Source organism: Nocardioides sp. AE5 (assembly GCF_031844485.1).
In the GTDB taxonomy this organism is placed as follows: domain Bacteria; phylum Actinomycetota; class Actinomycetes; order Propionibacteriales; family Nocardioidaceae; genus Nocardioides.
The window spans coordinates 164,507-187,326 of sequence record NZ_JAUZVI010000003.1 but is presented as its reverse complement, the minus strand read 5'-3'; the positions used below and the strand labels follow the sequence as shown (position 1 = coordinate 187,326).

The following is a 22,820-nucleotide window of genomic DNA, read 5'->3' as shown; positions in this document are numbered from 1 at the left end:
TCGGGTGTTACGGGCGTGTGAACGGCTCCTGAGGCACGTTCTCCAGTTCCCGCAGCCATGCCGCTGCACTGGCATCCGAGGGCATCCGCCAGTCCCCACGCGGCGACATGGTGCCGCCGGAAGAGACCTTGGGGCCGTTGGGCAGCGCGGAGCGCTTGAACTGGTTGGCGAAGAACCGGGTGAGGAAGACCTCCAGCCAGCGGCGGATCTCGGCCAGGTCGTACGCCGTACGTCGTTCGGCGGGGAATCCGGGCGGCCACTCGCCGACCTCTGCGTCACGCCAGGCATGCCAGGCCAAAAAGGCGATCTTGCTGGGCCGCAGACCGTGGCGCAGCACGTGGTGGAGGGTGAAGTCCGCCAGCGCATAGGGACCGACCGTGTCCTCGGTGGCCTGGGGCTTCGCCCCCTCGGTGGTCGGGATCAGCTCGGGGGTGATCTCCTGGTCCAGGATCTCGCGGAGCACCGCGGCGATCTCACCGCTGGCGCCGTCGGCGGCGAACTGGCCCGAGTCGATCACCCAGCGGATCAGGTGCTGGATCAGGGTCTTGGGGACGCCGGGGTTGACGTTGTAGTGCGACATCTGGTCGCCGACGCCATAGGTGCACCAGCCCAGCGCGAGTTCGGAGAGGTCACCGGTGCCCAGCACGATGCCGCCACGGTGGTTGGCGAGTCGGAAGAGGTAGTCCGTGCGCAGGCCGGCCTGGACGTTCTCGAAGGTGACGTCGTACGCCGCCTCGCCGTCGGCGTACGGGTGGTCCAGGTCCTCCAGCATCTGGGTGGCGGCCGGCCTGATGTCCAGTTCCTCGAAGGCGACCCCGAGCGCGGTGGCCAGCCGGGTGGCACAGGACTTGGTCCGCTCGCCGGTGGCGAAGCCGGGCATGGTGATCGCATGGATGTCGGTGCGCGGGCGACCGAGCCGGTCCATCGCCTTGGCCGCCACGATCAGGGCGTGCGTGGAGTCCAGTCCGCCGCTGACGCCGATCACCACCTTGGGCTGCCAGGCAGCGCCGCCGATGGCCCGCAGCCGCTGCTCCAGGCCGGAGACCTGGATGTTGTAGGCCTCGTAGCAGTCCTGGGCCAGTCGCTCCGGGTCGTCGGGCACGAACGGGAAGCGGTCCACGTGACGGCGCAGGCCGATGTCACCGGTCGGCGCCTCGAGGACGAACTCGACGGTCGTGAACAAGGACGGCTGCAGCCCTTCCCCGTGTCGGTTGTCGTCGAAGGTGCCCTGTCGCAGCCGCTCCTGGCGGATCCGGTCGAGGTCGACGTCCACCACGGTGCGCCGTGGTCCGTCGGGGAACCGCTCGGACTCGCCGAGCAGGTCGCCGAGTTCGTAGGCCATGGTCTGGCCGTCCCAGCTCAGATCGGTGGTGGATTCCCCCTCGCCGGCGGCCGCGTAGAGGTACGCCGCGGCGCAGCGGGCGCTGGCGCTGCGGACCAGGAGCCGGCGGTCCTCGGCCCGGCCGACCGTGATCGGGGATCCGGACAGATTCGTGAGAACCGTGGCCCCGGCGAGAGCAGCGTTGGCGCTCGGCGGCACCGGGACCCACATGTCCTCACAGACCTCGACGTGCAAGGTCAGGCCAGGAACATCAGTCGCTTCGAACAGCAGGTCGCTGCCGAACGGGACGTCCGTGCCGTTCAGCGTGATCACACCACCCCCGCCTTGGCTGGCACCCGATGCGAACCAACGCGCTTCGTAAAACTCCCGATAGGTGGGCAGGTACGACTTCGGCGCCACACCGAGCACCTTCCCCTTGTGGATCACAACGCCGCAGTTGTAGAGCCGGTGCAGGCTGCGCAGCGGCGCCCCCACGATGATCACCGGCAACAGATCGACGCTGGCCTCGACGATCTCGGCGATCGCCGCCTGAACCTCGTCGAGCAGCACGTCCTGCAGGTGCAGGTCATCGATCGCATAGCCGCTCAGACAGAGTTCGGGGAAGACCGCGACCGCGACCCCCTCGTCGTGGCAGGCCCGGGCCTGATCCAGCACGGCGGCGGCGTTGGCCCGTGGGTCGGCCAGGGTGACCGGGAGGGTGCAGGCCGCGACGCGGGCGAAGCCCTGGGCGTATGCCGAGTAGAAGTCCACACCGTGGATTCTAGGGCGTGCCCCACGTGAGCATCGCCACAGTGCGAGGGCAGCCGACGGCACTAGCCTTGATCCCGGTCCGGGGACTCAGCCAGGAGCCTCGAGATGAACAAGGAGTCCGATCATGCCCGAGCAGAACCCTGAGGTCGCCGCACCCTACGGCGGTGGGGCCAAGGACGCAGCAGCACCGGCCCCCGTGAAGCGGGTCCGCACGCACCACCTGGCCCAGATGAAGCAGCGCGGCGAGAAGATCACCATGCTCACCGCCTATGACATGTACACCGCCCAGACCTTCGACGAGGCCGGGGTGGACATGCTCCTGGTCGGCGACAGCGCCTCAAACAACGTGCTCGGCAACGAGACGTCCCTGCCGATCACGGTCGACGAACTGATCCCGCTCACCCGCGCGGTGGCCAACTCCGCCAACCGGGCGATGGTGGTGGCTGATCTGCCGTTCGGCTCCTACCAGGCATCGCCGGAGCAGGGCTATCTGACGGCGGTGCGGTTCATGAAGGAGGCCGGGGCGCACTGCGTGAAGATGGAGGGCGGCGCCGAAATGGCGCCGGTGATCACCAAGCTGGTGCAGGGCGGCATTCCCGTCGTGGCCCACATCGGCTTCACCCCGCAGAGCGAGCACGTGCTCGGCGGCTATCGGGTCCAGGGCCGCGACGACGCGGCCGAACGGGTCAAGGCCGACGCCCGTGCGGTGCAGGAGGCCGGTGCGTTCGCGGTGGTGATGGAGATGGTGCCCGGCGACGTGGCCGGCGAGATCACCCGCGAGCTCGATATCGTCACGATCGGCATCGGCGCCGGCAACCAGACCGACGGCCAGGTGCTGGTCTGGCAGGACGCCTTCGGGCTGCGGACCGGGAAGATGGCCCGCTTCGTCAAGCAGTACGCCGACCTGCACGGCGTACTGCTGGGGGCCGCCAAGGAGTACGTCGCGGACGTGCGGGCGACCACCTTCCCGGGTGCCGAGCACACCTTCTGACCCCTACGCGCGAGGGCGGCCGGAGCCTCCCACAGGTCCGGCCGCCCTCGCGCCCCCGATGGTCGAGGTCAGTAGGTGACTTGCAGCTCCTTGACCCCGTTGATCCAGGCACTGCGCAGGCGACGCGCGTCGCCGGCGCGCTTGATGTCGGGGATCTGGTCGGCGACCTCGTTGAAGATCAACTCGATCTCCAGGCGGGCCAGGTTGGCACCGATGCAGTAGTGCGCACCGTGGCCGCCGAACCCGAGGTGCGGGTTCTCCTCGCGCATGATGTTGAAGGAGTACGGGTCGTCGAAGACGTCCTCGTCGAAGTTGCCGCTGGCATAGAAGAGGCCGACGCGGTCCCCCTCCTTGACCAGGGTGCCGTTGATCTCGACGTCCTCGAGCGCGACCCGCTGGAAGACGGTCACCGGGGTGGCCCAGCGGACGACCTCGTCCACGGCCGACTGCGGGCGCTCCTTCTTGTAGAGCTCCCACTGGTCGGGGTTGTCGAAGAAGGCGCCCATCCCGTGGGTGATCGCGTTGCGGGTGGTCTCGTTGCCGGCCACGGCCAGCAGGATCACGAAGAACCCGAACTCGTCGTCGGTGAGCGCGTGCCCGTTGACGTCAGCGGTGATCAGCTTGGTGACGATGTCGTCCTTGGGGTTCTGGCGACGCTCGTCGGCCAGGGCCGCGGCATAGGTCAGGATCTCGATGGAGGCAGCCTCGGCGTCGCCCTCGATCTCCGGGTCGTCATAGGAGAGCATCTGGTTCGACCAGTCGAAGAGCTTGCCGCGGTCCTCCTGCGGCACGCCCATCAGCTCGGCGATCGCCTGCAGCGGCAGTTCAGCGGCGATGTCCTCGACGAAGTTGCCCGAACCCTTCGCCTTGGCGTCGGCGACGATCTTCTTCGCCCGCTCGGCCAGGGCGTCGTGGAGCGCGTTGATGGCACGCGGCGTGAAGCCGCGCGAGATCACCTGGCGCAACTTGGTGTGGTCCGGCGGGTCCTGGTTGATCAGCATGACGCCCTGGAGTTCCACCTGCTCGGGCGTCATGTCCGGGGCGAAGCGGATGATCGCGCCCTGCTTGGCCGTCGAGAACGACTTGCTGTTCTTGGAGACGGCGGCGATGTCCTCGTGCCTGGTCAGAGCCCAGTAGCCCTCGACCCCCTTGAACCCGGCCCGCGCCTCCTGCGGCTGCTCCACCCAGTGCACCGGCGAGGACTGGCGCAGTGCGCGGAACTCCTCGTGCGGAATGCGCTCCTCGATGAGGCCCGGGTCGGTGGGATCGAACCCGACAGGCAACTGCGTCGTAACGGTCACTGCTTCCTCCACGATTGTTAGAACACGTTCTAGTGACGATGGTTACATACTCACAGAATGTTTGGAAGAGGCTTGCCGAGATATTTCCGAAACGATTGACGAATCACGCGGCTACGAGGTGGGCTGGACCGATGTGGCGACCCTGCGATCCCGACGAACTGGGCAACCCCGAGGTGCTCAGTGAACTCGAGGCCGCCCACGACGAATCCATCCACAGCGTCATCCCTCCGCGGTACGACGCGTACGGCCGGCTCGCCTCCCTGCCCGTCGGCGAGGAACTCGATGCACTCAGCGAACTCCTCACCAGGCACACCACGACGCCAGCGCACTGCAGCTTCCTTGCCTGGGAAGGCCTGCACATGGGCATGCCACATCTGGACTCCCCGGCGACCCTGGACCTGCAGGACCGGCCCCACCACGCCTTCCGGGGAGCGGCGACCGACCTGGCGGACTTGGCCGAACACCTGGGAACTCTGGGCATGGCCGAACGCCTCGGCATCGCCGAGATCCCTCACCAGACACGACGCAATTCAGCCATGGTCCCCTCCTTCTGGTGGCCCGATGACCTCGCCTGGTTCGCCGGATGGCACATCGACGCGGCGTACGTCGTCCTTGGCGGTTCGGAGGACTTACTGACGGACCTGGCGAGCTCCAACCAGATCGGCGTACGTCGCCTCCCCGCGAACGCCGAACTGGAGTTCGATCACTGAACTCCCTCCCAGTGGGACCACCATGGCGGGCAGCAGCGAGAACGTGTTCTACTTTGCCGGACAGGCGTGGCTCCGCCGAGCCAGGCATCCAGCGTTCCGCGAGTGAGGCAGTCATGGGCAACCCGGTCATCGTCGAAGCAGTCCGTACGGCGCAGGGCAAGCGACGCGGGTGGCTGGCCGGCGTACACCCGGCCGAACTGCTCGGCGCCGCACAGGTCGAGGTGCTCAAGCGCGCCGGGATCGACCCCGAACTCATCGAGCAGGTGATCGGTGGCTGTGTCACGCAGGCCGGCGAGCAGTCCAACAACATGGTGCGCCGCGCCTGGATGCACGCGGGCCTGCCGAACCACACCGCCTCCACCGTGATCGACGCGCAGTGCTCCTCTGCCCAGCAGTCCACCCACCTGATCAACGCGATGATCGCCGGCGGCGCGATCAAGGCCGGCGTCGCCTGCGGCATCGAGTCGATGTCGCGGATCCCCCTGGGCGGCAACGTGCCCAAGGGCCTGGGCGACCCGCGCCCGAGCAGCTGGGACATCGACCTGCCCAACCAGTTCGAGGGCGCTGACCGGATCGTGAATGACCGCGGCTTCACCCGCGCCGACGTCGATGCCTTCGGCCTCTGGTCCCAGCAGAAGGCCCGGGTCGCCGTCGACGAGGGGCGCTTCACCCGCGAGATCTTCGGCGTCGAGGCGCCGGTCCTGGACGACGAGGGCAATCCGACCGGCGAGACCCGCCTGGTCACCACCGACCAGGGGCTGCGCGAGACCACGCTGGAAGGCCTGGCGAACCTCAAGCCCGTGCTCGAGGGCGGCGTCCACACCGCCGGCACCTCCTCGCAGATCTCCGACGGCGCCTCCGCGCTGCTGCTGATGGACGAGGACCTCGCCACCTCGCTCGGCCTCAAGCCGCGGGCCCGGATCGTCAGCTCCTGCCTGGTCGGCGCGGACCCCTACTACCACCTCGACGGCCCGGTCCAGGCCACCGAGAAGCTGCTCAAGGACACCGGCATGAGCATCAGCGACATCGACATCTGCGAGGTCAACGAAGCCTTCGCGGGCGTGGTGATGAGCTGGGCAAAGGTGCACCAGGTGCCCGAGGAGAAGATCAACGTCAACGGTGGCGCCATCGCCATCGGACACCCGGTCGGCTCCACCGGCACCCGGCTGCTCACCACTGCCCTGCACGAACTCGAGCGCCGCGACGCCTCCACCGCACTGGTCTCCATGTGCGCCGGTGGCGCGCAGGCCTCGGGCACCATCATCGAGCGCATCTGATGTTCGAGTGGAGTGCGGACGATCTCGCCGTCCGTGACGCAGTGCGGACGTTCGTCGACAAGGAACTGCGCCCCCACCAGGACGCACTCGAGTTCGAGGGCATGGCGCCCTATGACCTGGTCCGCAAGTACTACGCCGCTTTCGGGCTGGGTGAGGCAGCCGGCGAGCGCTTCGACCACGACATCCGCAAGGCGAGCGCCGAGGCGGCCGGTGAGCCGTTCGACGAGGAGGCCCCCGAGGGCCTGGAGACGGCGCTGGGTGCCATCGCCAACATCGAACTGGTCAAGGTCGGGATGGGCATCCCCACCGCGATCGGCGTCTCGGCCGGGCTGACCGCAGGGACCATCAACGCCCTCGGCACGATCGAGCAGCGCCAGCGCTGGGCGCGCGACCTGCTCACCTTCGACAAGGTCGGCGCCTGGGCAATCACCGAGCCGGAGTCCGGCTCGGACGCCTTCGGCGGGATGCGGTCCACCGTCAAGCCCGACGGTGACGAATGGCTCCTGTCCGGGCACAAGACGTTCATCACCAACGGCCCGTACGCCGACACCATCGTGGTCTACGCGAAGCTCGACGACGGCTCGGGAGTCGACCGGCGCGAGCAGCCGGTGCTGACCTTCGTCCTCGACTCCGGCATGGACGGGCTGACCCAGTCCAGGCCATTCAAGAAGATGGGGATGGCCTCCTCCCCGACCGGGGAACTCTTCTTCGACAACATCCGCCTCGGCCGCGACCGGCTGCTGGCCGGTCCGGGCACCGGTGCCGCGAAGGGCGCCGACGGCAGGGCCTCGGCGCGGGCCAACTTCGTCGCCGAGCGGGTCGGCATCGCCACCTTTGCCCTGGGCATCATCGAGGAGTGCCAGCGCCTCTGCATCGACTATGCGAAGTCGCGTGAGCTGTGGGGCAAGCCGATCGCCGACTTCCAGTTGATCCAGCTCAAGCTGGCCGAGATGGAGATCGCCCGGGTCAACGTCGCCAACATGGTCTTCAAGGGCATCGCGGCGCGCCGTGCCGGCACCCTGATCGACATGGCCGAGGCGTCGGCGTACAAGCTGTACTCCTCGCGCGCGGCGACCGAGGTGGCGATGGAGGCCGTCCAGCTCTTCGGCGGGAACGGCTACATGGCCGAATATCGCGTCGAACAACTCGCCCGCGACGCCAAGTCGCTGATGATCTACGCCGGCTCCAACGAGGTGCAGGTCACCCACGTGGCCAAGGGCCTGCTGCGCCGCTGAGCAGGCATCCCGGCGGGGCGCGACGTTTGCGCAGCCACTGGCGTGGGACGATCACCGGCGTGAGTGAACACGACCCGAACGACGACGCGACCCGCCGCCTCCCCTCCTCCGGCCAACCCGGCTGGGGCGAGCAGCAACCCGGCCCTCCGCCGTACGGCCAGCAGGCACCGTACGGCCAGCCCGCGCCGCCCCCGGGATATGGCTATGCACCGCCCGGGTTCGACCCGGCCGCCCCATTCGGGCGGCACCCGCGCTCCGGTGAGCCGTACGGCGAGAAGAGCAAGGTGATCGCCGGCGTACTCCAGTTGCTGATCGGGACGCTGGGCATCGGGCGCTTCTACACCGGGCACACCGGGATGGCGATCGCCCAACTGGTCACCTGTGGTGGCTGCGGCATCTGGGCGCTGATCGACGGCATCCTGATCCTGGTCGGCGACGACCAGCGCGATGCCGAGGGGCGCCTGCTGCGGAGCTGACGCTCGCTCAGGTGCCGCAGACCTCGCTCAGGTGCCGTAGACCGGGTCCGGCGTGGCACCTTCAGCCAGCAACTGGTCGACGACGTCGCCCAGTTCGCCTGCCTCCCAGCGGCGCCCGGCGTCACGGGCAGCCCCGTGGCGCCAGCCGTCCTCCAGGGTGAGCAGGCCGCCGTCGATCTCAAAGACACGACCTGTCACGTGGCCGGCTGCCTCGGAGGCCAGCCAGGCGACGACCGGCGAGTTGTCCTCGGGCAGCGCCATCTGCGAGGTGTCGAAGGCACCCTCGGTCATCCGTGTCTTGGCCACCGGGGCGATAGCGTTGACGGTGACGCCGACCCGGCCGAGTTCGGCCGCAGCGACCAGGGTCATCGTCGCGATGCCGCCCTTGGCCGCGGAATAGGCGACCTGGCCGATCGAGCCCTGCAGGCCCGCGCCCGAGGTCGTGTTGATCACTCGTCCTGCGCGCTGGCGGTCGGCCTTCGACTCGGCCCGCCAGTACGCCGCGGCGTGGCGCAGCGGCGCGAAGTGTCCCTTGAGGTGGACCCGGATCACCGCGTCCCACTCGTCCTCGGTGGCATTGACCAGCATCCGGTCGCGGACGAAGCCGGCGTTGTTGACCAGGATGTCGAGGCCGCCCCAGGTGTCGATCGCCTGCTGGACCATGGCGCCCGCTTGGTCGAAGTCGGCGACATCGGCGCCGTTGACCGCAGCCCGGCCTCCCAGCGCCTCGATCTCGGCAACCACCTCGTGGGCCGGCGAGTCGGACTTCTCCCCGTTGTTGGTGACCCCGAAGTCGTTGACCAGGACAGTGGCGCCCTGGCGGGCGAGTTCGAGGGCGTGCGCGCGGCCGATGCCGCGGCCTGCTCCGGTGACGATGGCGATGCGGCCGTCGAGGATCTTGCTCATGGGTGCGTGCTCCTTGTGCTTCGCGGCCGCTCAGGCCTGGTTGACGGAGTTGAGGACGTGCTGGAAGACCGGCGGTTCGCCGCCACCGTGGCACTCGATGGTGGCGCCGGTGACATAGGAGGCGAGGTCGGAGGCGAGGAAGAGGGCGACGCCGCCGACCTCCTCCGGGCGGGCCATCCGGCCGATCGGGATGGTGGCCTCGATGGCGGCAACGCTCGCGTCACCGCCGTAGTGGTCGGCCGTGTCGCTGGTGCGGCAGAGCCCGACGTTGATCGCGTTGACCCGCACCGTGGGCGCCCACTCCATCCCCGCGGAGACGGTGAGCTGGTCGACGGCCGCCTTGGCCGCGCCGTACACCGCCGTCCCCGGCGAGGGGCGCAACGCGGAGATGGAGGAGATGTTGACGATCGCGCCACCACCGGGCTGCGCCTGCATCACCCGGTTGGCGGCCTGGGCCACCAGCAGCACCGAGGTGAAGTTCAGGCCCATGATCTTGTCGTGGAAGCGCGGTGACCCGTCGGCCAGCAGTGCGTACGGCGCTCCCCCGGCGTTGTTGACCGCAACGTCGAGGCGTCCGTGCTCGGCGACGATGGCGTCGACCATCGCGTTGACCGCGTCCGGGTCGCGTACGTCGCAGACCAGGTGGCTGGTCCCGGGAGCAGGTGTCACCTCGGAGCGGGCGCAGGTGACCACGTGGGCACCGGCCTCGACGAAGGTGCGGGCAATGCCGGCGCCGATGCCCTTGGTGCCGCCCGTGACGAGGACGACGCGCCCCGTCATGTCGATCTGCACTGCCATGGGATTCCTTCCAACGGTGGACCAAGCAAGTGCTAGGGTACCAAGCAAGTGTTTGGTTGACTGGAAGGGCGTCATCGATGGCAATCACCTCCGAGTTGCGCGAGGACCACATCCGCGTCGTGACGATGGAACACGGCAAGGTCAACGCGCTCCCGGTCTCCGACTGGTACGCCGTGGCCGAGGCGCTCGACGAGGCTGGCCGCGACGGCCAGACCCATGTCGTGGTGCTCCGCGCCGAGGGTCGCGGGTTCAACGCCGGCGTCGACATCAAGGAAATGCAGGACACCTCCGGCTTCGAGGCCCTGCTCGGCGCCAACGCCGGGTGCTACGCAGCCTTCAAGGCCGTCTATGAATGCCCGGTCCCGGTGATCGCCGCGGTCAACGGCCACTGCATCGGCGGCGGCGTCGGCCTGGTCGGCAACGCCGACATCGTCGTCGCCTCCGACGACGCCTACTTCTCCGTCCCCGAGGTGAACCAGGGCGCACTCGGTGCGGCGACCCACATGGCCCGCCTGGTGCCGCAGCACATGATGCGCACCCTCTACTTCACCGCCGGGCGGATCGCCGCCAGCGACCTGCTCCAGTTCGGCTCGGTCCACCGGGTGGTGCCACGCGAGGAACTGCTGGAGGCAGCCCTCGAGGTCGCCCGGGTGATCGCCGGGAAGCACACCTCGGTGATCCGCGCCGCCAAGGAGGCGATCAACGGGATCGACCCGATCGACGTGAACAAGAGCTACCGCTTCGAGCAGGGATTCACCTTCGAGCTCAACCTGATGGGGGTCTCGGACGAGCTCCGCGATTCATTCGCCGGAACAGACAAGGCAGGGAAGAACAAGTGACACGACCACGCGACAAGCAGCTGACCATCGACCAGGTGGTCGACCAGCTCTGTGACGGGATGACGATCGGCATCGGCGGCTGGGGCCCCCGGCGCAAGCCGATGGCGCTGGTCCGCGCCATCCTGCGCTCGGACCTGAAGGACCTCACCATCGTCTCCTGGGGCGGCCCGGACGTCGGCCTGCTGGCCGAGGCCGGCAAGATCAAGCGCCTCGTCTATGCCTTCGTCACCATGGACACAGTCCCCCTCGAGCCGAACTTCCAGGCCGCACGCCAGAACCGCACGATCCCCGAGGTCTGCGAGTGGGACGAGGGCATGTTCTACACCGGCCTCAAGGCGGCCAGCCAGAACCTGCCGTTCCTGCCGATGCGCGCCGGGCTGGGCTCCGACGTACTGGTCAACAACCCGGACCTGGAGCTGGTCACCAGCCCATACGCCGACGAGAACGGTGACCACGAGGAGTTCGTGGCGGTCCCCGCGCTGAAGCTCGACGTCGCGCTGGTCCACCTGAACCGCGCCGACGCCCACGGCAACGCGACGTACCTCGGGCCCGACCCCTACTTCGACGACCTCTTCGCGATGGCCGCCGACAAGACGTTCGTCTCGTGCGAGCAGGTCGTCGACACCGCCGGCCTGACCGCCGCACCGTCCGCCGGCGACCAGTCGGTGCCCTACCAGCGCGTGCTGCTGAACCGGATGATGGTCACCGGCGTGGTGGAGACGCCCAATGGTGCGCACTTCACCAACTGCGTGCCCGACTACGAGCGGGACGAGAAGTTCCAGAAGCACTACGCCACCTCCGCCAAGGACCCCGAGGCGTGGGCTGCGTTCAAGGAGCGGTTCCTCTCCGGTGACGAGGCCGCCTACCAGGAAGCCGTCCGGGCGTTCCACGCCGAGCAGGCCTGACGAGGAGACTGAGCAATGACTGACACGAACGTGACCAGGGCAGAGGTCTGCGCTGCCGCCATCGCCGACGCCTTCGCCGAGGACGGCGAGATCTTCGGCTCCCCGATGGGGACCCTGCCGATGCTGGGCGTGCGCCTGGCCCGGCTCACCTCCAACCCGGACCTGGTGATCTCCGACGGGGAGGCGCTCTTCCTCAACGGGACTCCCCCGATCTTCGCCAAGGGCGATGTCATCGAGGGCTGGATCCCGTTCCGGCGGGTCTTCGACGTGGTCGCCTATGGACGTCGCCACGTGATGATGGGCGCCACCCAGATCGACCGCCATGGCAACCAGAACATCTCCGCGATCGGCTCCTTCGAACAGCCGACCCGCCAGTTGCTCGGTTCCCGCGGGGCGCCGGGCAACACGGTGAACAACCGTACGTCGTACTGGGTGCCCAAGCACTCCAAGCGGGTCTTCGTGGAGCAGGTCGACATCGTCTCCGGTGTCGGGCCCAAGCGAGCGAAGCAGGCCGGACCGGCCGCGGCGAAGTTCAACGACATCCACCGGATCGTCTCCAACCTGGGCGTCTTCGACGTCAAGGGCCCCGACGACACCGTGCGCCTGCTCTCGGTGCACCCCGGCGTCAGTGTCGAGGAGGTCGTCGAGGCAACCGGGTTCGACCTGCACATCGAAGCGGACGTGCCCACCACGCGCGAGCCCGACGCATCGGAGTTGATGATCATCCGCAACGTGCTGGACCCGAAGAACATCCGCGACCGCGAGGTCCCACCCGCCGACGCCACCCCGAAGGCGTGATCGTGAGCACCCCGCAACTCCTGAGCACTGCGCTCACCGAGCTGATCGGCATCCGCCACCCCGTCGTCCAGACGGGGATGGGCTGGGTGGCCGGGCCGCGGCTCGTCTCGGCCACCGCGAACGCCGGTGGCCTGGGCATCCTGGCCAGTGCCACGATGACCTTCGAGGAACTGGAGCAGGCGATCCTCGAGGTCAAGGGACGCACGGAGGAACCGTTCGGCGTCAACCTGCGTGCCGACGCCGGGGACGCGGCCGAGCGGTGCGCGTTGCTGATCAAGCATGGCGTCAAGGTCGCCTCGTTCGCCCTGGCCCCCAAGCCGGAGCTGATCGCGACCCTCAAGGAGCACGGCATCGTCGTGATCCCGAGCGTGGGCCTGCCCAAGCACGCCAGGAAGGTCGCCTCGTGGGGCGCCGACGCGGTGATGATCCAGGGCGGCGAGGGTGGTGGCCACACCGGTTCCACGCCCACCACGTTGCTGCTCCCCTCGGTGCTGGACGCCGTCGACATCCCGGTCATTGCTGCCGGTGGCTTCTTCGACGGCCGGGGCCTGGCCGCGGCGCTCTCGTACGGGGCTGCCGGGATCGGGATGGGCACCCGCTTCCTGCTCACCGCCGACAGCGCGGTGCCGCAGGCGGTCAAGGAGCTCTACCTGGCCCACGACCTCAACGGCACCGTGGTGACCGACAAGGTCGACGGCATGCCGCACCGGATGCTGCGTACGCCGTTCGTCGAGGAGATCGAGGAGTCGAGCCGGCTCAAGCGGCTCGCGCCCACGGTGCGGCGCACCCTCGAGTTCAAGAAGATGTCGGGGATGTCGTGGCTCGACCTGGCCCGCGACGGCAGGGAGATGAAGAAGAACCAGGGGCGTTCACTGGCCCAGATGACCCTGGCCGCGAACACCCCGATGATGCTCCGGGCCGGCCTGGTCGAGGGCGACACCAACGCCGGGGTACTCGCCTCGGGCCAGGTCGTCGGCGTCCTGGACGACCTGCCGACCTGCGAGGAGCTGATCTCCCGCGTGGTGACCGAAGCGGCCGAATGCCTCCGGCGTACCCAGGGCTACCTCGTCCCCTGACCTCGAGGCGGCACGTGTTGACGCCTGAACACGTCGAGGCGGCGTCAATTGACGCCGCCTCGACGCTCCGTGTGCGCGTCCTCAACCGTGTGGACCAGGTGGTCCACACGGTTGAGGAGGCCCCGGTACGCCGTACGGCGGATGCATCCCGCCACCAGGGAACGCTGGCGGCACGTGGCGCCGGGCCAGGATGGCGGTGACGATGACCGCTGCCCAGCCGGCGACCACCACTGCCGTCGAGGTGAGGCTCAACGCCGCACTGAGGTCCTGCCAGGAGTCGCCGGCCACCTGGGTGAACGCGGAACCGATGCTGTCATCGGTGTCGCCACCGTCGACGAGGAAGAACCCGAAGCCCAGCAGTCCTGACCACAGGGTGGCGTGGGCAGCGACCTCGGCGGTGGTGAAGGTCCGGGGCCGCCGCGGCGTCGTCAGGGTGAGCACGACGTGGGCGATGAGGATCACCAGCACGACCGGCCCGGCAAAGATCGGCAGGATCAGGAAGAACCACCCACCGGCCCCGAAGAAGGCCCGCCCGAACCATGCCCACACCAGCAACAGCAGCGTGAGCGGGATGTGCAGCAGGTAGACGATGCGATGCAGGTTCACCCGCTGATCGTTTCACGCGCACGAAAATCGTCGAGGCGGCGTCAATGGACGCCGCCTCGACGCAGAATCACGTCAACACGTGCCGCCTCGACGACAGGGTCAGAGGCGCTCGATGATGGTGACGTTGGCCTGGCCGCCGCCCTCGCACATGGTCTGCAGGCCATAGCGACCGCCGGTGCGCTCGAGTTCGTTGAGCATCGTGGTCATCAACCGGGTGCCGGTGGCGCCGATCGGGTGGCCCAGCGCGATCGCGCCACCGTTGACGTTCACCTTCTCGTGCGGCGCGCCGGTCTCCTTCATCCACGCGAGCACCACGCTGGCGAACGCCTCGTTGCATTCGAAGAGGTCGATGTCGTCAATCGACATCCCGGCCTTGGCGAGCGCGTGCTTGGTGGCAGTGATCGGCCCGGTCAGCATCCAGATCGGGTCGTCGCCGCGGACCGAGAGGTGGTGCACCCGGGCCCGGGGGGTGAGCCCGTGGTCCTTGACCGCCTGCTCCGAGGCGATCAGCATCGCCGACGACGCGTCGCAGATCTGCGAGGAGACGCCGGCGTGGACCCGGCCGCCGGGGAGCAGGGTCTGCAACTCGGCCATCTTCGCCAGGGAGGTGTCCCGGGGGCACTGGTCGGTGTCGAAGACAGTGCCGTCGGCCAGGGTGACCGGTGCGATCTCGTTCGTGAAGCGGCCCTCGTGGATCGCGGCGCGGGCTCGGGTGTGCGACTCGAGCGCGAAGACCTCCATCTCCTCACGGCTAATCCCCCACTTCTCCGCGATCATCTCGGCGGAGTTGAACTGGGAGACCTCGACGTCGCCGTAGCGGGCATTCCAGCCCGGGGACTCGGCGAACGGGGTGGTGAACCCGTACTGGTCCGCGACCAGCATCGCTGCCGAGATCGGGATGGCGGACATGTTCTGCAGGCCGCCGGCGACGACCAGGTCCTGGGTCCCGGACATCACGCCCTGGGCAGCGAAGTGGACCGACTGCTGCGAGGATCCGCACTGGCGGTCGATGGTCACGCCGGGCACGTGGTCGGGCAGGCCCGCGACGAGCCACGCCGTACGGGCGACGTCGCCGGCCTGGGAGCCGATCGTGTCGCAGCAGCCCATGATCACGTCGTCCACCGCGCCCGGGTCGACCCCGGTCCGGTCGATGAGTGCCTTGATCGAGTGGGCGCCGAGGTCGGCGGAGTGCATGTCGGCCAGCGCGCCGCGGCGCTTGGCGACCGGGGTGCGGACCGCGTCGACGATGTAGGCCTCAGCCATGGGTGGTTCCTTCCGTGATGCCTTCAAGGAGGATGTGCAGGTATTGGTCGGCGACCTCGGGGTGGTCCAGTTCGCCGCCGGGGCGGTACCACCGCACCGCGACCCAGACGGTGTCGCGGATGAAGCGGTAGATGATCTCGATGTCGAGGTCCTGGCGCAGCACGCCGGAGTCGATGCCCTCACGGAGCAGGGTCATCCACACGTCGCGGGACTGCTGGTTGCGCTCGGCCAGGTAGCCGAACCGCTCGAACCCGCCGAGGAAGTCGGCGTCGTTCTGGAAGATGGCCACCTCGGGTCCACGGGTGTGGATCGCCTCGAAGGAGAGGCGGACCGCTGCCTCGATCTTGCCGCGGGCATCCAGGTCGGAGGCCAGGATTTCGTCGTACCTGTCGAACAGTTCGGTCTGGAAGGCGACGAGCAACTCGTCGACGATCGACTCCTTGGAGTCGAAGTGGTGGTAGAGGCTGCCCGACAGGATCCCGGCCGCGTCGGCGATGTCGCGCACCGTCGTGTTCTTGAACCCCTTCTCGGCGAAGAGGCCGGCCGCGATGCGGAGCAGTTCGTCGCGCCGGCTGCTGTTCTCCCCTGTCGCGCCCGTGGCGCCCGGCTCAGGCATGCTGGCTGCTCACCGAGACCACTTCACCGGTCATGTACGACGCGTAGTCGCTGGCCAGGAAGACCATCACGTTGGCGACCTCCCACGGCTCGGCGGCCCGGCCGAACGCCTCGCGCTGCTTGAGCTCGGCGAGCAGTTCGGGGGTGGTGACCTTCTCCAGGAACGGGTGCATCGCCAGGCTCGGCGAGACCGCGTTGATCCGGATCCCGTGCGCGGCCATGTCGAGGGCGGCACAGCGGGTCAGCGCCATCACCCCGGCCTTCGCGGCCGCGTAGTGGGCCTGTCCCTCTTGGGCCCGCCATCCGATCACGGAGGCGTTGTTGACGATGACGCCGCGCTTGCCGGCCGCGACCATCCGGTTGCCGGCTGCGCGCACGCACCGGAAGGTGCCGTTGAGGGTGATGTCGAGGACCTTGAGCCACTGTTCGTCGGTCATCTCCAGCACATTGACCTCGCCGCCGAGCCCGGCGTTGTTGATCATCACGTCGACCCCGCCGAACTCGTCGGCCGCGTCCAGCAGGGCGGTCACCTGTGCCTCGTCGGTGACGTCGCAGACCAGCGAGCGGACCCGGTCGGCGCCGAACTCCTTGCCCAGTTCGGCCTCGGCCTCGGCCAGCCGCCGGGCGTGGGTGTCGGAGAGGACTACGGCCCGGGCACCCTCCTCCAGCACACGGCGTACCACTGCGGCGCCGATGCCGGCACCGGCTGCGGCGGTGACGACGACGACCTTGCCGGCGAGGAGGTCGTGCCCGGGGACGTAGTCAGGGGCGGGCTGTTCGGGACGGTGGGTGCTCATCAGGCGCCTTTCGGCTCGCGCGGGAGTCCGAGGACTCGTTCGGAGAGGATGTTGCGTTGGACTTCGTCGGAGCCGCCATAGATCGTGTCGGCCCGGGTGAAGAGGAAGAGGCGTTGCCACTGGTCCAGGTCGTACGGCGCGCCCTGGGCGCTCAGCGAGTCGCGCCCGGCGATCTCCATGGCCAGTTCGCCCAGGCGGCGGTGCCAGTTGCCCCAGACCAGCTTGGCGATCGATTCGGCGCCGGGGCCGCCGCCCGACAGGGTGCGCAGGGCGTTGAGGCGCATCGTCTCCAGGCCGACCTTGGCCTGGGCGAGGCGGTCCCGCAGGATCGGGTCATCGATCGCGCCGTTCGCCGTGGCCATCTCCACGACGCCGGCGAACTCGCGGGCGAAGCCGACCTGCTGGCCGAGCGTGGAGACGCCGCGTTCGAAGCCGAGCAGCCCCATCGCCACGCCCCATCCCTTGCCGGGCTCGCCGACGACCAGGTCGGCACTGGTGCTGGCCCCGGTGAAGAAGACCTCGTTGAACTCGGCGCCGCTGGTGAGCTGTTCGATGCCGCGGATCTCGACCCCGTCCTGCTGAGTGGGAACCAGCAGGAAGCTGAGTCCGTGGTGCCGCGAGGAGCCGGGCTCGGTGCGGGCGAGCACGAAGATCCAGTCGGCGAACTGGGCCAGCGAGGTCCATACCTTCTGCCCGTCGATCACCCAGTCGTCCCCGTCCAGGCGCGCCCTGGTGGAGACGGCGGCCAGGTCGGAGCCGGCGCCTGGCTCGGAATAGCCCTGGCACCAGAGTTCCTCGACGGCGCGGATCTTCGGCAGGAAGCGTTGCTGCTGCTCCGGCGTACCGAAGGCGATCAGGGTGGGGCCGAGCAGTTCCTCGCCGAGGTGGTTGACCCGCGCCGGGGCGTTGGCGCGGGCGTATTCCTCGTGGAAGATCACCTGCTGCATCAGCGAGAGGCCGCGGCCGCCGTGCTCGGTGGGCCAGCCGATGCAGGTCCAGCCGTGGCGGGCCAGGTGGCGGTCCCACTCGAGGCGCTCGTCGTGGGCCTCGAGGTCCTTGCCGGACCCGCCCAGCCCCTTGAGCTCGGCGAAGTCGCCGACGAGGTTGTCGCCGAGCCAGGCCCGGACCTCGGCCCGGAACTGCTCGTCCTCGGCTGAGTGGCTCAGATCCACGGGAGGGTCCTTTCGCGACGGCGGGTGCTGCGACTAAGGTACCCTACCAAGCACTTGTTTGGTTGCCGTCCAGGTGAGCGGCTCGAGGAGGAGAGAGATGACCGGCGTACAGACCCTTCCCGCCGCCGTACGGGAGGCCGCAGCGCAGTACGCCGACCACCCGGCGGTCGTCGACGGCGACACCACCCTCACCTTCGCCTCGTTGCGCCAGCAGGTCCGCGACGCCGCGCGCGGGTACGTCGCCCTCGGCGTGCGTCCCGGGGATCGGGTCGCGATCTGGGCCCCCAACACCTGGCACTGGATCGTCGCCGGCCTGGCCGTGAGCCACGCCGGCGCCACCCTGGTCCCGCTCAACACCCGCTACAAGGGCCACGAGGTCATCGACGTCCTTGACCGCACCGGGGCCACCCTGGCGATCATCGCCGACGGCTTCCTGGGCCGCAGCCAGGTCGACGAACTCCAGGCCGCAGCAGGCGAACTGAGGGACGCCGGCGACCTGGGCACCGAGGGCGAGGTCGTTGCCGGCCTGCCCGGCCTGCGCGCCATCGTCCGGATCAGCGACGACGCCGCGCCCGGCAATCCCCCGGGCACTGTTGCCTTCGTCGACCTGGCCAGCGTCGGCGCAAGCGTCAGCGACGACCAGGTCGACGCCATCGCGGATGCAGTCACCGGCGACGACATTGCCGACATCCTCTTCACCTCCGGCACCACCGGTCGCTCCAAGGGCGTCCTGTCGGCCCACAGCCAGACGATCAGCGCCTCGGCCGTGTGGGCCGCGACCGGGCAGGTCAGCGATGCGGACCGCTACCTGGTGATCAGCCCGTTCTTCCACTCCTATGGCTACAAGGTCGGCATCGTCACCTCGATCCTGACCGGATGCACCCTCTATCCGATGGCGGCCTTCGACGCCGGTGAGGCGCTGCGGTTGATCGCCGACGAGCAGATTACCATGGTCCCGGGGGCGCCGACGATCTTCCACTCCCTGCTGGAGCATCCCGACTTCGCCACCACCGACACGTCCTCGCTGCGCTTCGCCAACACCGGCGCGGCGTCGGTGCCGGTCGCCCTGGTCGAGCGGATGCAGTCCGAACTCTCCTTCGACCTGGTGATCACCGCCTTCGGGATGACCGAGTGCGTCACCGCGACCATGTGCCGTCCCGGCGATGACGACCACACCATTGCCACCACCTGCGGGCGCGTGGTGGACGGACTGGAATTGCGGATCGTCGATCCCGAGTCGGGCCGGGTGCTCGGCGCGGGCGAGGAGGGCGAGGTCCAGTTCCGCGGCCCGATGGTGATGCGCGGCTACCTCGACGATCCGGAGGCGACCGCGGCCACCATCGAACCCGACGGCTGGCTGCACACCGGCGACGTGGGCAGCGTGGACGAGCGCGGCTACCTGCGGATCACCGACCGGCTCAAGGACATGTACATCAGCGGCGGCTTCAACGTCTATCCCGCCGAGGTGGAACAGGTGCTGGCCCGCCTCGACGGCGTCGTGGAGGCCGCCGTGATCGGCGTACCGGACGAGCGGATGGGCGAGGTCGGCAAGGCCCACGTCGTACGCCGTGACGGCGCGGACGTCACCGTCGAGGACGTGATCGCCTTCGCGAAGGAGCGGCTGGCCAACTTCAAGGTGCCCCGGGTGGTGGAGTTCGTCGACGCGCTCCCCCGCAACCTGGGCGGCAAGGTGCTCAAGACACAGCTGCGCGAGCAGCACGAGCCTGGAAAGGGCCAGGACTGAGATGGATCTCGAACTGACCGAGGCCGAGCGCGCATTCCGCGACGAGGCCCGCGCCTGGCTGGCCGAGAACGTGCCGGCCGAGCCGCTCCCCTCGATGGACACCGCCGAGGGATGGACCGCGCACCAGGAGTGGGAGGCGAAGTTGTCGGCCGCCCGCTGGTCGGTGGTCTCCTGGCCCGAGAAGTACCACGGCCGCGAGGCGTCGCTGGTCGAGTGGGTGATCTTCGAGGAGGAGTACTACCGCGCCGGCGCGCCGGGCCGCGTGTCGCAGAACGGCATCTTCCTGCTCTCCCCGATCCTCTTCGACCACGGCACCCCCGAGCAGCAGGACCGGTTCCTGCCCTCGATGGCAACCGGCGAGACGATCTGGGCCCAGGCGTGGTCCGAGCCCGAGGCCGGCTCCGACCTGGCCTCGCTGCGCTCGACCGCCACCCGCGACGAGGAGCGCGGCGGGTGGGTGCTCAACGGGCAGAAGACCTGGTCCTCGCGCGCCGCCTTCGCGCACTGGGGCTTCGGGCTCTTCCGCTCCGACCCGTCCGCCCAGCGCCATGCCGGGCTGACCTACTTCCTGTTCCCGCTCGACGCCGCAGGGATCACGGTGCGCCCGATCGCGCAGCTGGACGGCGAGGCCGGGTTCGCGGAGATCTTCTTCGAGGACGTCTTCGTCCCCGATGCCGACGTGCTGGGTGCGCCCGGTGACGGGTGGCGGGTCGCGATGAGCACGGCCGGCAACGAGCGCGGCCTCTCGCTGCGCTCGCCGGGCCGCTTCTGTGCCGCGGCCGACCGTCTGGTCGACCTCTACCGGAGTCAGGTCGACGTCGGCGCTCCGGTGCCGGCCGGTGCCGGGGACCGTGTCGTCGATGCGTGGCTGCGGGCCCAGGCCTACCGCCTCTACACCTGGGGCACGGTGACCCGGCTGGCCGGCGGTGGCGAGATGGGTGCGGCCGGATCGGTCAACAAGGTGTTCTGGTCCGAACTCGACGTGGCCCTGCACGAGACCGGCCTGGACCTGCTCGGCGCGGACGCGGAGCTGGAGTCGCGCTGGAGCGACGGCTACATCTTCTCGCTGTCCGGCCCGATCTATGCCGGCACCAACGAGATCCAGCGCAACATCGTCGCGGAGCGCATCCTGGGGCTGCCCCGCGAGCCGAAGGGAGCGCGCTGATGCGGTGCACCGACGCAACCACCCGCAACCCCGCGCGCGCACTGAGGCGAGCACACAAGCACAGCGAGCCGAAGGGAGCAGGCAAGTGAGGTTCACGTTCACCCCCGAGCAGGAGTCCTTCGCCGCGACCCTGGACAAGTTGCTGGCCGGCGCCGGCACGGTTGCCGCCGCCCGCGCCTGGGCCGAGGACGACACCGCCCCCGGGCTGGCCCTGTGGCAGCGCCTGGCCGAGCAGGGCGTCAACGCCCTCCTGGTGCCCGAGGAGTCGGGCGGCATGGGTGCCAGCGGCGTGGAGCTGGCGATCGCCTTCGAGGCGCTCGGCAGGCATGCGGTGCCCGGCCCCTGGGTCGAGTCCGCGGCGTACCTCCCGCTCGCCCTAGCCGACACCACCGTGCTGTGCGAACTGGCCGAGGGGGCCGTCGCCTCGGTAGCGGTTGCCCCGCACGTTCCGCGGGCCCTCGACGCCGACCTGGCCACCCACCTGTACGCCGCCGACGCGGCGGGGAACCTGGCCACCGCTGCCGTCGGTGAGCGGGCACACTCGGTGGACCCGACCCGCCGCCTGTACGCCGTCACTGCCGGTGACCAGGTCGCGACCGGCGACCCGGCCGCGGCCTTCGACGCTGCCGTGGTCGCCACCGCAGCCCAGTTGCTCGGCGCCGGCGAGCGGATCCTCGACGACGCGGTCACCTATGTGAAGCAGCGGCGCCAGTTCGGCCGCGAGATCGGCTCCTACCAGGCCATCAAGCACCAGCTCGCCGACGTCCGGATCGCCCTGGACTTCGCCCGCCCGCTCGTCTTCGGGGCGGCCCTCTCCCTCGGTACGCCGGAGGGGTCCCGGGACGCATCGGCCGCGAAGGTGGCCTGTGCGGATGCTGTCTACCTGGCCAGCCGGGTCGGCCTGCAGGTGCACGGCGCGATCGGCTACACCGCGGAGTTCGACCTGAGCCTGTGGCTGATGAAGGTCCGGGCCCTGGTCACCGCCTGGGGCACCCCGGCACACCACCGGGCCGCGATCCTCGACGCACTGGTCGCGGCGGGGGCCTGAGATGCACTTCGGGCTCTCCGAGGACCAGCAGGAACTGGCCGAACTGATCCGCGGCCTGCTCGCCCGGCGCGGCGACAGCATGGCAGTGCGGGCCGCGATCGAGGGCGACGACGGGTTCGACCGCGCCCTGTGGACCACCCTGTGCGAGCAGGTCGGGGTGGCTGCCCTGGCAGTGCCGGAGGAGTACGACGGAGCCGGTGCCACCCTCTTCGAGTCCGCGGTCGTGCTCGAGGAACTGGGCCAGGCACTCTCCCCCGTGCCGATGCTGGCCAGCACGCTCGCCGTGACGGCGCTGCGGTTGCACGGCACCGAGGAGCAGCGCACCGGACTGCTGCCGCGGATCGCGGCGGGCGAGATCGCCACGGTCGTGCTGGACCCGGACACGGTGCTCGATGCGCCGTACGCCGAGATCGTGCTCGCCCTGGTCGGCGAGGGCGCCGAGACCCGGGTCGAGCAGGTCGAGGCTCCGGTGACCGGACTGGTCGGCGTGGACCAGACCATCGGCCTGGGTGCCGTCGACGCACCGGTCGCGCCGCAGGGTCCGCTGCGTGACGTCGCCGCTGCCCTGGCCACTGCGCTCCAGGTGGGTGCTGCCCAGCGTGGGCTGGACATGACCGTCTCCTACGCCAAGGAGCGGGTGCAGTTCGGGCGAGCCATCGGTTCCTTCCAGGCGCTCAAGCACCGGATGTCCGACATGCTGGTGCTCCTCGAGACGAGCCGTTCGGTCTCCTGGGCCGCCAGCGCCGCCGCGGCGGCGTACTTGGAGGAACCCGGCCAGGAGCAGGCCGCGCTGCTCGCCGAGCGCTCGGCCGTGGCCCGGTCGTGGTGCACCGATGCGCTGGCCAAGGTTGCCTCCGAGACGGTGCAACTGCATGGCGGGATCGCGATCACCTGGGAGCACGACGCGCACCTGGTCTTCAAGCGGGCGCACGCGCTGGGCCAGCTCTTCGGGCAGCCGCACGAGCACCGGGCCCGGATCGCCCTCTGAACCCCCTTGGCGGGGCCG

Annotated in this window: 22 protein-coding genes; 13 read left to right on the top strand and 9 right to left on the bottom strand. The window is 69.4% G+C overall.

All coding sequences use genetic code 11. The features are described from left to right. Window positions 1-7: 7 nt before the first annotated feature. Window positions 8-2,092 carry an NAD(+) synthase gene (locus Q9R27_RS06685; protein WP_397219653.1) on the bottom strand — a complete coding sequence of 695 codons (2,085 nt, stop codon included), beginning with the start codon at window positions 2,090-2,092 and terminating at the stop codon, window positions 8-10. Between the two features lie 124 nt (window positions 2,093-2,216). On the opposite strand from Q9R27_RS06685, the gene panB reads away from it, so the two are divergent. Next, entirely contained in the window at window positions 2,217-3,083 is an 867-nt protein-coding gene (gene panB / locus Q9R27_RS06680) for a 3-methyl-2-oxobutanoate hydroxymethyltransferase (protein WP_311251569.1), read from the top strand. 68 nt (window positions 3,084-3,151) lie between these two features. Here panB and Q9R27_RS06675 read toward each other — a convergent pair whose 3' ends face one another. Then, window positions 3,152-4,384 carry a cytochrome P450 gene (locus Q9R27_RS06675; protein WP_311251568.1) on the bottom strand — a complete coding sequence of 411 codons (1,233 nt, stop codon included), beginning with the start codon at window positions 4,382-4,384 and terminating at the stop codon, window positions 3,152-3,154. 131 nt (window positions 4,385-4,515) lie between these two features. Between Q9R27_RS06675 and Q9R27_RS06670 the strand changes: the two genes are divergently transcribed. The 4 genes from Q9R27_RS06670 (at window position 4,516) to Q9R27_RS06655 (ending at window position 8,082) form a co-directional block, all read left to right on the top strand. Next, window positions 4,516-5,094, top strand: a complete 579-nt coding sequence (locus Q9R27_RS06670; RefSeq protein ID WP_311251567.1) for a hypothetical protein — start codon at window positions 4,516-4,518, stop codon at window positions 5,092-5,094. Between the two features lie 113 nt (window positions 5,095-5,207). Further along, window positions 5,208-6,371 carry a steroid 3-ketoacyl-CoA thiolase gene (locus Q9R27_RS06665; protein WP_311251566.1) on the top strand — a complete coding sequence of 388 codons (1,164 nt, stop codon included), beginning with the start codon at window positions 5,208-5,210 and terminating at the stop codon, window positions 6,369-6,371. Continuing rightward, complete coding sequence (locus Q9R27_RS06660; protein WP_311251565.1) at window positions 6,371-7,606, top strand: acyl-CoA dehydrogenase family protein; 1,236 nt, start codon at window positions 6,371-6,373, stop codon at window positions 7,604-7,606. The genes Q9R27_RS06665 and Q9R27_RS06660 overlap by 1 nt, the downstream gene beginning before the upstream one ends. Before the next feature lie 59 nt (window positions 7,607-7,665). Further along, on the top strand, window positions 7,666-8,082 hold the full coding sequence (locus Q9R27_RS06655) for a TM2 domain-containing protein (protein ID WP_311251564.1): 417 nt from the start codon (window positions 7,666-7,668) through the stop codon (window positions 8,080-8,082). A gap of 27 nt (window positions 8,083-8,109) precedes the next feature. Here Q9R27_RS06655 and Q9R27_RS06650 read toward each other — a convergent pair whose 3' ends face one another. Further along, on the bottom strand, window positions 8,110-8,988 hold the full coding sequence (locus tag Q9R27_RS06650) for an SDR family oxidoreductase (RefSeq protein ID WP_311251563.1): 879 nt from the start codon (window positions 8,986-8,988) through the stop codon (window positions 8,110-8,112). A gap of 30 nt (window positions 8,989-9,018) precedes the next feature. Continuing rightward, window positions 9,019-9,786 (bottom strand): SDR family oxidoreductase, encoded by a 768-nt coding sequence (locus Q9R27_RS06645; RefSeq protein WP_311251562.1) that lies wholly within the window; start codon window positions 9,784-9,786, stop codon window positions 9,019-9,021. A gap of 77 nt (window positions 9,787-9,863) precedes the next feature. On the opposite strand from Q9R27_RS06645, the gene Q9R27_RS06640 reads away from it, so the two are divergent. From Q9R27_RS06640 to Q9R27_RS06625, 4 genes are read left to right on the top strand one after another with little or no spacing between them, the layout of a single operon-like run. Beyond that, window positions 9,864-10,625, top strand: a complete 762-nt coding sequence (locus Q9R27_RS06640; RefSeq protein ID WP_311251561.1) for an enoyl-CoA hydratase family protein — start codon at window positions 9,864-9,866, stop codon at window positions 10,623-10,625. Further along, window positions 10,622-11,530, top strand: a complete 909-nt coding sequence (locus Q9R27_RS06635; protein WP_311251560.1) for a CoA-transferase — start codon at window positions 10,622-10,624, stop codon at window positions 11,528-11,530. Before Q9R27_RS06640 ends, Q9R27_RS06635 begins: the two co-directional genes overlap by 4 nt. Window positions 11,531-11,545: 15 nt before the next feature. Then, the gene (locus Q9R27_RS06630) at window positions 11,546-12,328 is read left to right on the top strand and encodes a CoA-transferase (protein WP_311251559.1); all 783 of its coding nucleotides are present in this window, start codon (window positions 11,546-11,548) and stop codon (window positions 12,326-12,328) included. Window positions 12,329-12,330: 2 nt separating this feature from the next. Beyond that, window positions 12,331-13,404: a nitronate monooxygenase gene (locus tag Q9R27_RS06625; protein WP_311251558.1), complete on the top strand. Its 1,074-nt coding sequence runs from the start codon at window positions 12,331-12,333 to the stop codon at window positions 13,402-13,404. Window positions 13,405-13,485: 81 nt separating this feature from the next. Here Q9R27_RS06625 and Q9R27_RS06620 read toward each other — a convergent pair whose 3' ends face one another. The 5 genes from Q9R27_RS06620 to Q9R27_RS06600 form a co-directional block, all read right to left on the bottom strand. After that, the gene (locus tag Q9R27_RS06620; protein WP_311251557.1) at window positions 13,486-14,010 is read right to left on the bottom strand and encodes a hypothetical protein; all 525 of its coding nucleotides are present in this window, start codon (window positions 14,008-14,010) and stop codon (window positions 13,486-13,488) included. Between the two features lie 99 nt (window positions 14,011-14,109). Further along, window positions 14,110-15,273, bottom strand: coding sequence for an acetyl-CoA C-acetyltransferase (locus Q9R27_RS06615; protein ID WP_311251556.1), 1,164 nt, complete (start codon window positions 15,271-15,273; stop codon window positions 14,110-14,112). Continuing rightward, window positions 15,266-15,889, bottom strand: coding sequence for a TetR/AcrR family transcriptional regulator (locus Q9R27_RS06610; RefSeq protein WP_311251555.1), 624 nt, complete (start codon window positions 15,887-15,889; stop codon window positions 15,266-15,268). The genes Q9R27_RS06615 and Q9R27_RS06610 overlap by 8 nt, the downstream gene beginning before the upstream one ends. Next, a complete protein-coding gene (locus Q9R27_RS06605; RefSeq protein WP_311251554.1) occupies window positions 15,882-16,685 on the bottom strand; it encodes an SDR family oxidoreductase in 804 nt (267 codons plus the stop codon). Before Q9R27_RS06605 ends, Q9R27_RS06610 begins: the two co-directional genes overlap by 8 nt. After that, window positions 16,685-17,857: an acyl-CoA dehydrogenase family protein gene (locus Q9R27_RS06600; protein ID WP_311251553.1), complete on the bottom strand. Its 1,173-nt coding sequence runs from the start codon at window positions 17,855-17,857 to the stop codon at window positions 16,685-16,687. Before Q9R27_RS06600 ends, Q9R27_RS06605 begins: the two co-directional genes overlap by 1 nt. Before the next feature lie 97 nt (window positions 17,858-17,954). On the opposite strand from Q9R27_RS06600, the gene Q9R27_RS06595 reads away from it, so the two are divergent. From Q9R27_RS06595 to Q9R27_RS06580, 4 genes are all read left to right on the top strand, one after another. Continuing rightward, window positions 17,955-19,601, top strand: a complete 1,647-nt coding sequence (locus tag Q9R27_RS06595; RefSeq protein ID WP_311251552.1) for a FadD3 family acyl-CoA ligase — start codon at window positions 17,955-17,957, stop codon at window positions 19,599-19,601. A gap of 1 nt (window position 19,602) precedes the next feature. Further along, the gene (locus Q9R27_RS06590) at window positions 19,603-20,766 is read left to right on the top strand and encodes an acyl-CoA dehydrogenase family protein (protein ID WP_311251551.1); all 1,164 of its coding nucleotides are present in this window, start codon (window positions 19,603-19,605) and stop codon (window positions 20,764-20,766) included. A gap of 85 nt (window positions 20,767-20,851) precedes the next feature. Next, window positions 20,852-21,814: an acyl-CoA dehydrogenase gene (locus Q9R27_RS06585; protein ID WP_311251550.1), complete on the top strand. Its 963-nt coding sequence runs from the start codon at window positions 20,852-20,854 to the stop codon at window positions 21,812-21,814. Between the two features lies 1 nt (window position 21,815). Beyond that, window positions 21,816-22,802, top strand: a complete 987-nt coding sequence (locus tag Q9R27_RS06580) for an acyl-CoA dehydrogenase family protein (protein WP_311251549.1) — start codon at window positions 21,816-21,818, stop codon at window positions 22,800-22,802. Window positions 22,803-22,820 lie beyond the last annotated feature (18 nt).

What these genes read in the sequence shown, in the direction of transcription:
- Q9R27_RS06580 (WP_311251549.1), top strand. Translation starts at nt 21,816, where the DNA reads ATGCACTTCGGGCTCTCCGAGGACCAGCAGGAACTGGCCGAACTGATC.
- Q9R27_RS06665 (WP_311251566.1), top strand. Translation starts at nt 5,208, where the DNA reads ATGGGCAACCCGGTCATCGTCGAAGCAGTCCGTACGGCGCAGGGCAAG.
- Q9R27_RS06640 (WP_311251561.1), top strand. Translation starts at nt 9,864, where the DNA reads ATGGCAATCACCTCCGAGTTGCGCGAGGACCACATCCGCGTCGTGACG.
- Q9R27_RS06605 (WP_311251554.1), bottom strand. Translation starts at nt 16,685, where the DNA reads ATGAGCACCCACCGTCCCGAACAGCCCGCCCCTGACTACGTCCCCGGG.
- Q9R27_RS06650 (WP_311251563.1), bottom strand. Translation starts at nt 8,988, where the DNA reads ATGAGCAAGATCCTCGACGGCCGCATCGCCATCGTCACCGGAGCAGGC.
- Q9R27_RS06615 (WP_311251556.1), bottom strand. Translation starts at nt 15,273, where the DNA reads ATGGCTGAGGCCTACATCGTCGACGCGGTCCGCACCCCGGTCGCCAAG.
- Q9R27_RS06595 (WP_311251552.1), top strand. Translation starts at nt 17,955, where the DNA reads ATGACCGGCGTACAGACCCTTCCCGCCGCCGTACGGGAGGCCGCAGCG.
- Q9R27_RS06645 (WP_311251562.1), bottom strand. Translation starts at nt 9,786, where the DNA reads ATGGCAGTGCAGATCGACATGACGGGGCGCGTCGTCCTCGTCACGGGC.
- Q9R27_RS06590 (WP_311251551.1), top strand. Translation starts at nt 19,603, where the DNA reads ATGGATCTCGAACTGACCGAGGCCGAGCGCGCATTCCGCGACGAGGCC.
- panB (WP_311251569.1), top strand. Translation starts at nt 2,217, where the DNA reads ATGCCCGAGCAGAACCCTGAGGTCGCCGCACCCTACGGCGGTGGGGCC.
- Q9R27_RS06670 (WP_311251567.1), top strand. Translation starts at nt 4,516, where the DNA reads ATGTGGCGACCCTGCGATCCCGACGAACTGGGCAACCCCGAGGTGCTC.
- Q9R27_RS06630 (WP_311251559.1), top strand. Translation starts at nt 11,546, where the DNA reads ATGACTGACACGAACGTGACCAGGGCAGAGGTCTGCGCTGCCGCCATC.
- Q9R27_RS06660 (WP_311251565.1), top strand. Translation starts at nt 6,371, where the DNA reads ATGTTCGAGTGGAGTGCGGACGATCTCGCCGTCCGTGACGCAGTGCGG.
- Q9R27_RS06610 (WP_311251555.1), bottom strand. Translation starts at nt 15,889, where the DNA reads ATGCCTGAGCCGGGCGCCACGGGCGCGACAGGGGAGAACAGCAGCCGG.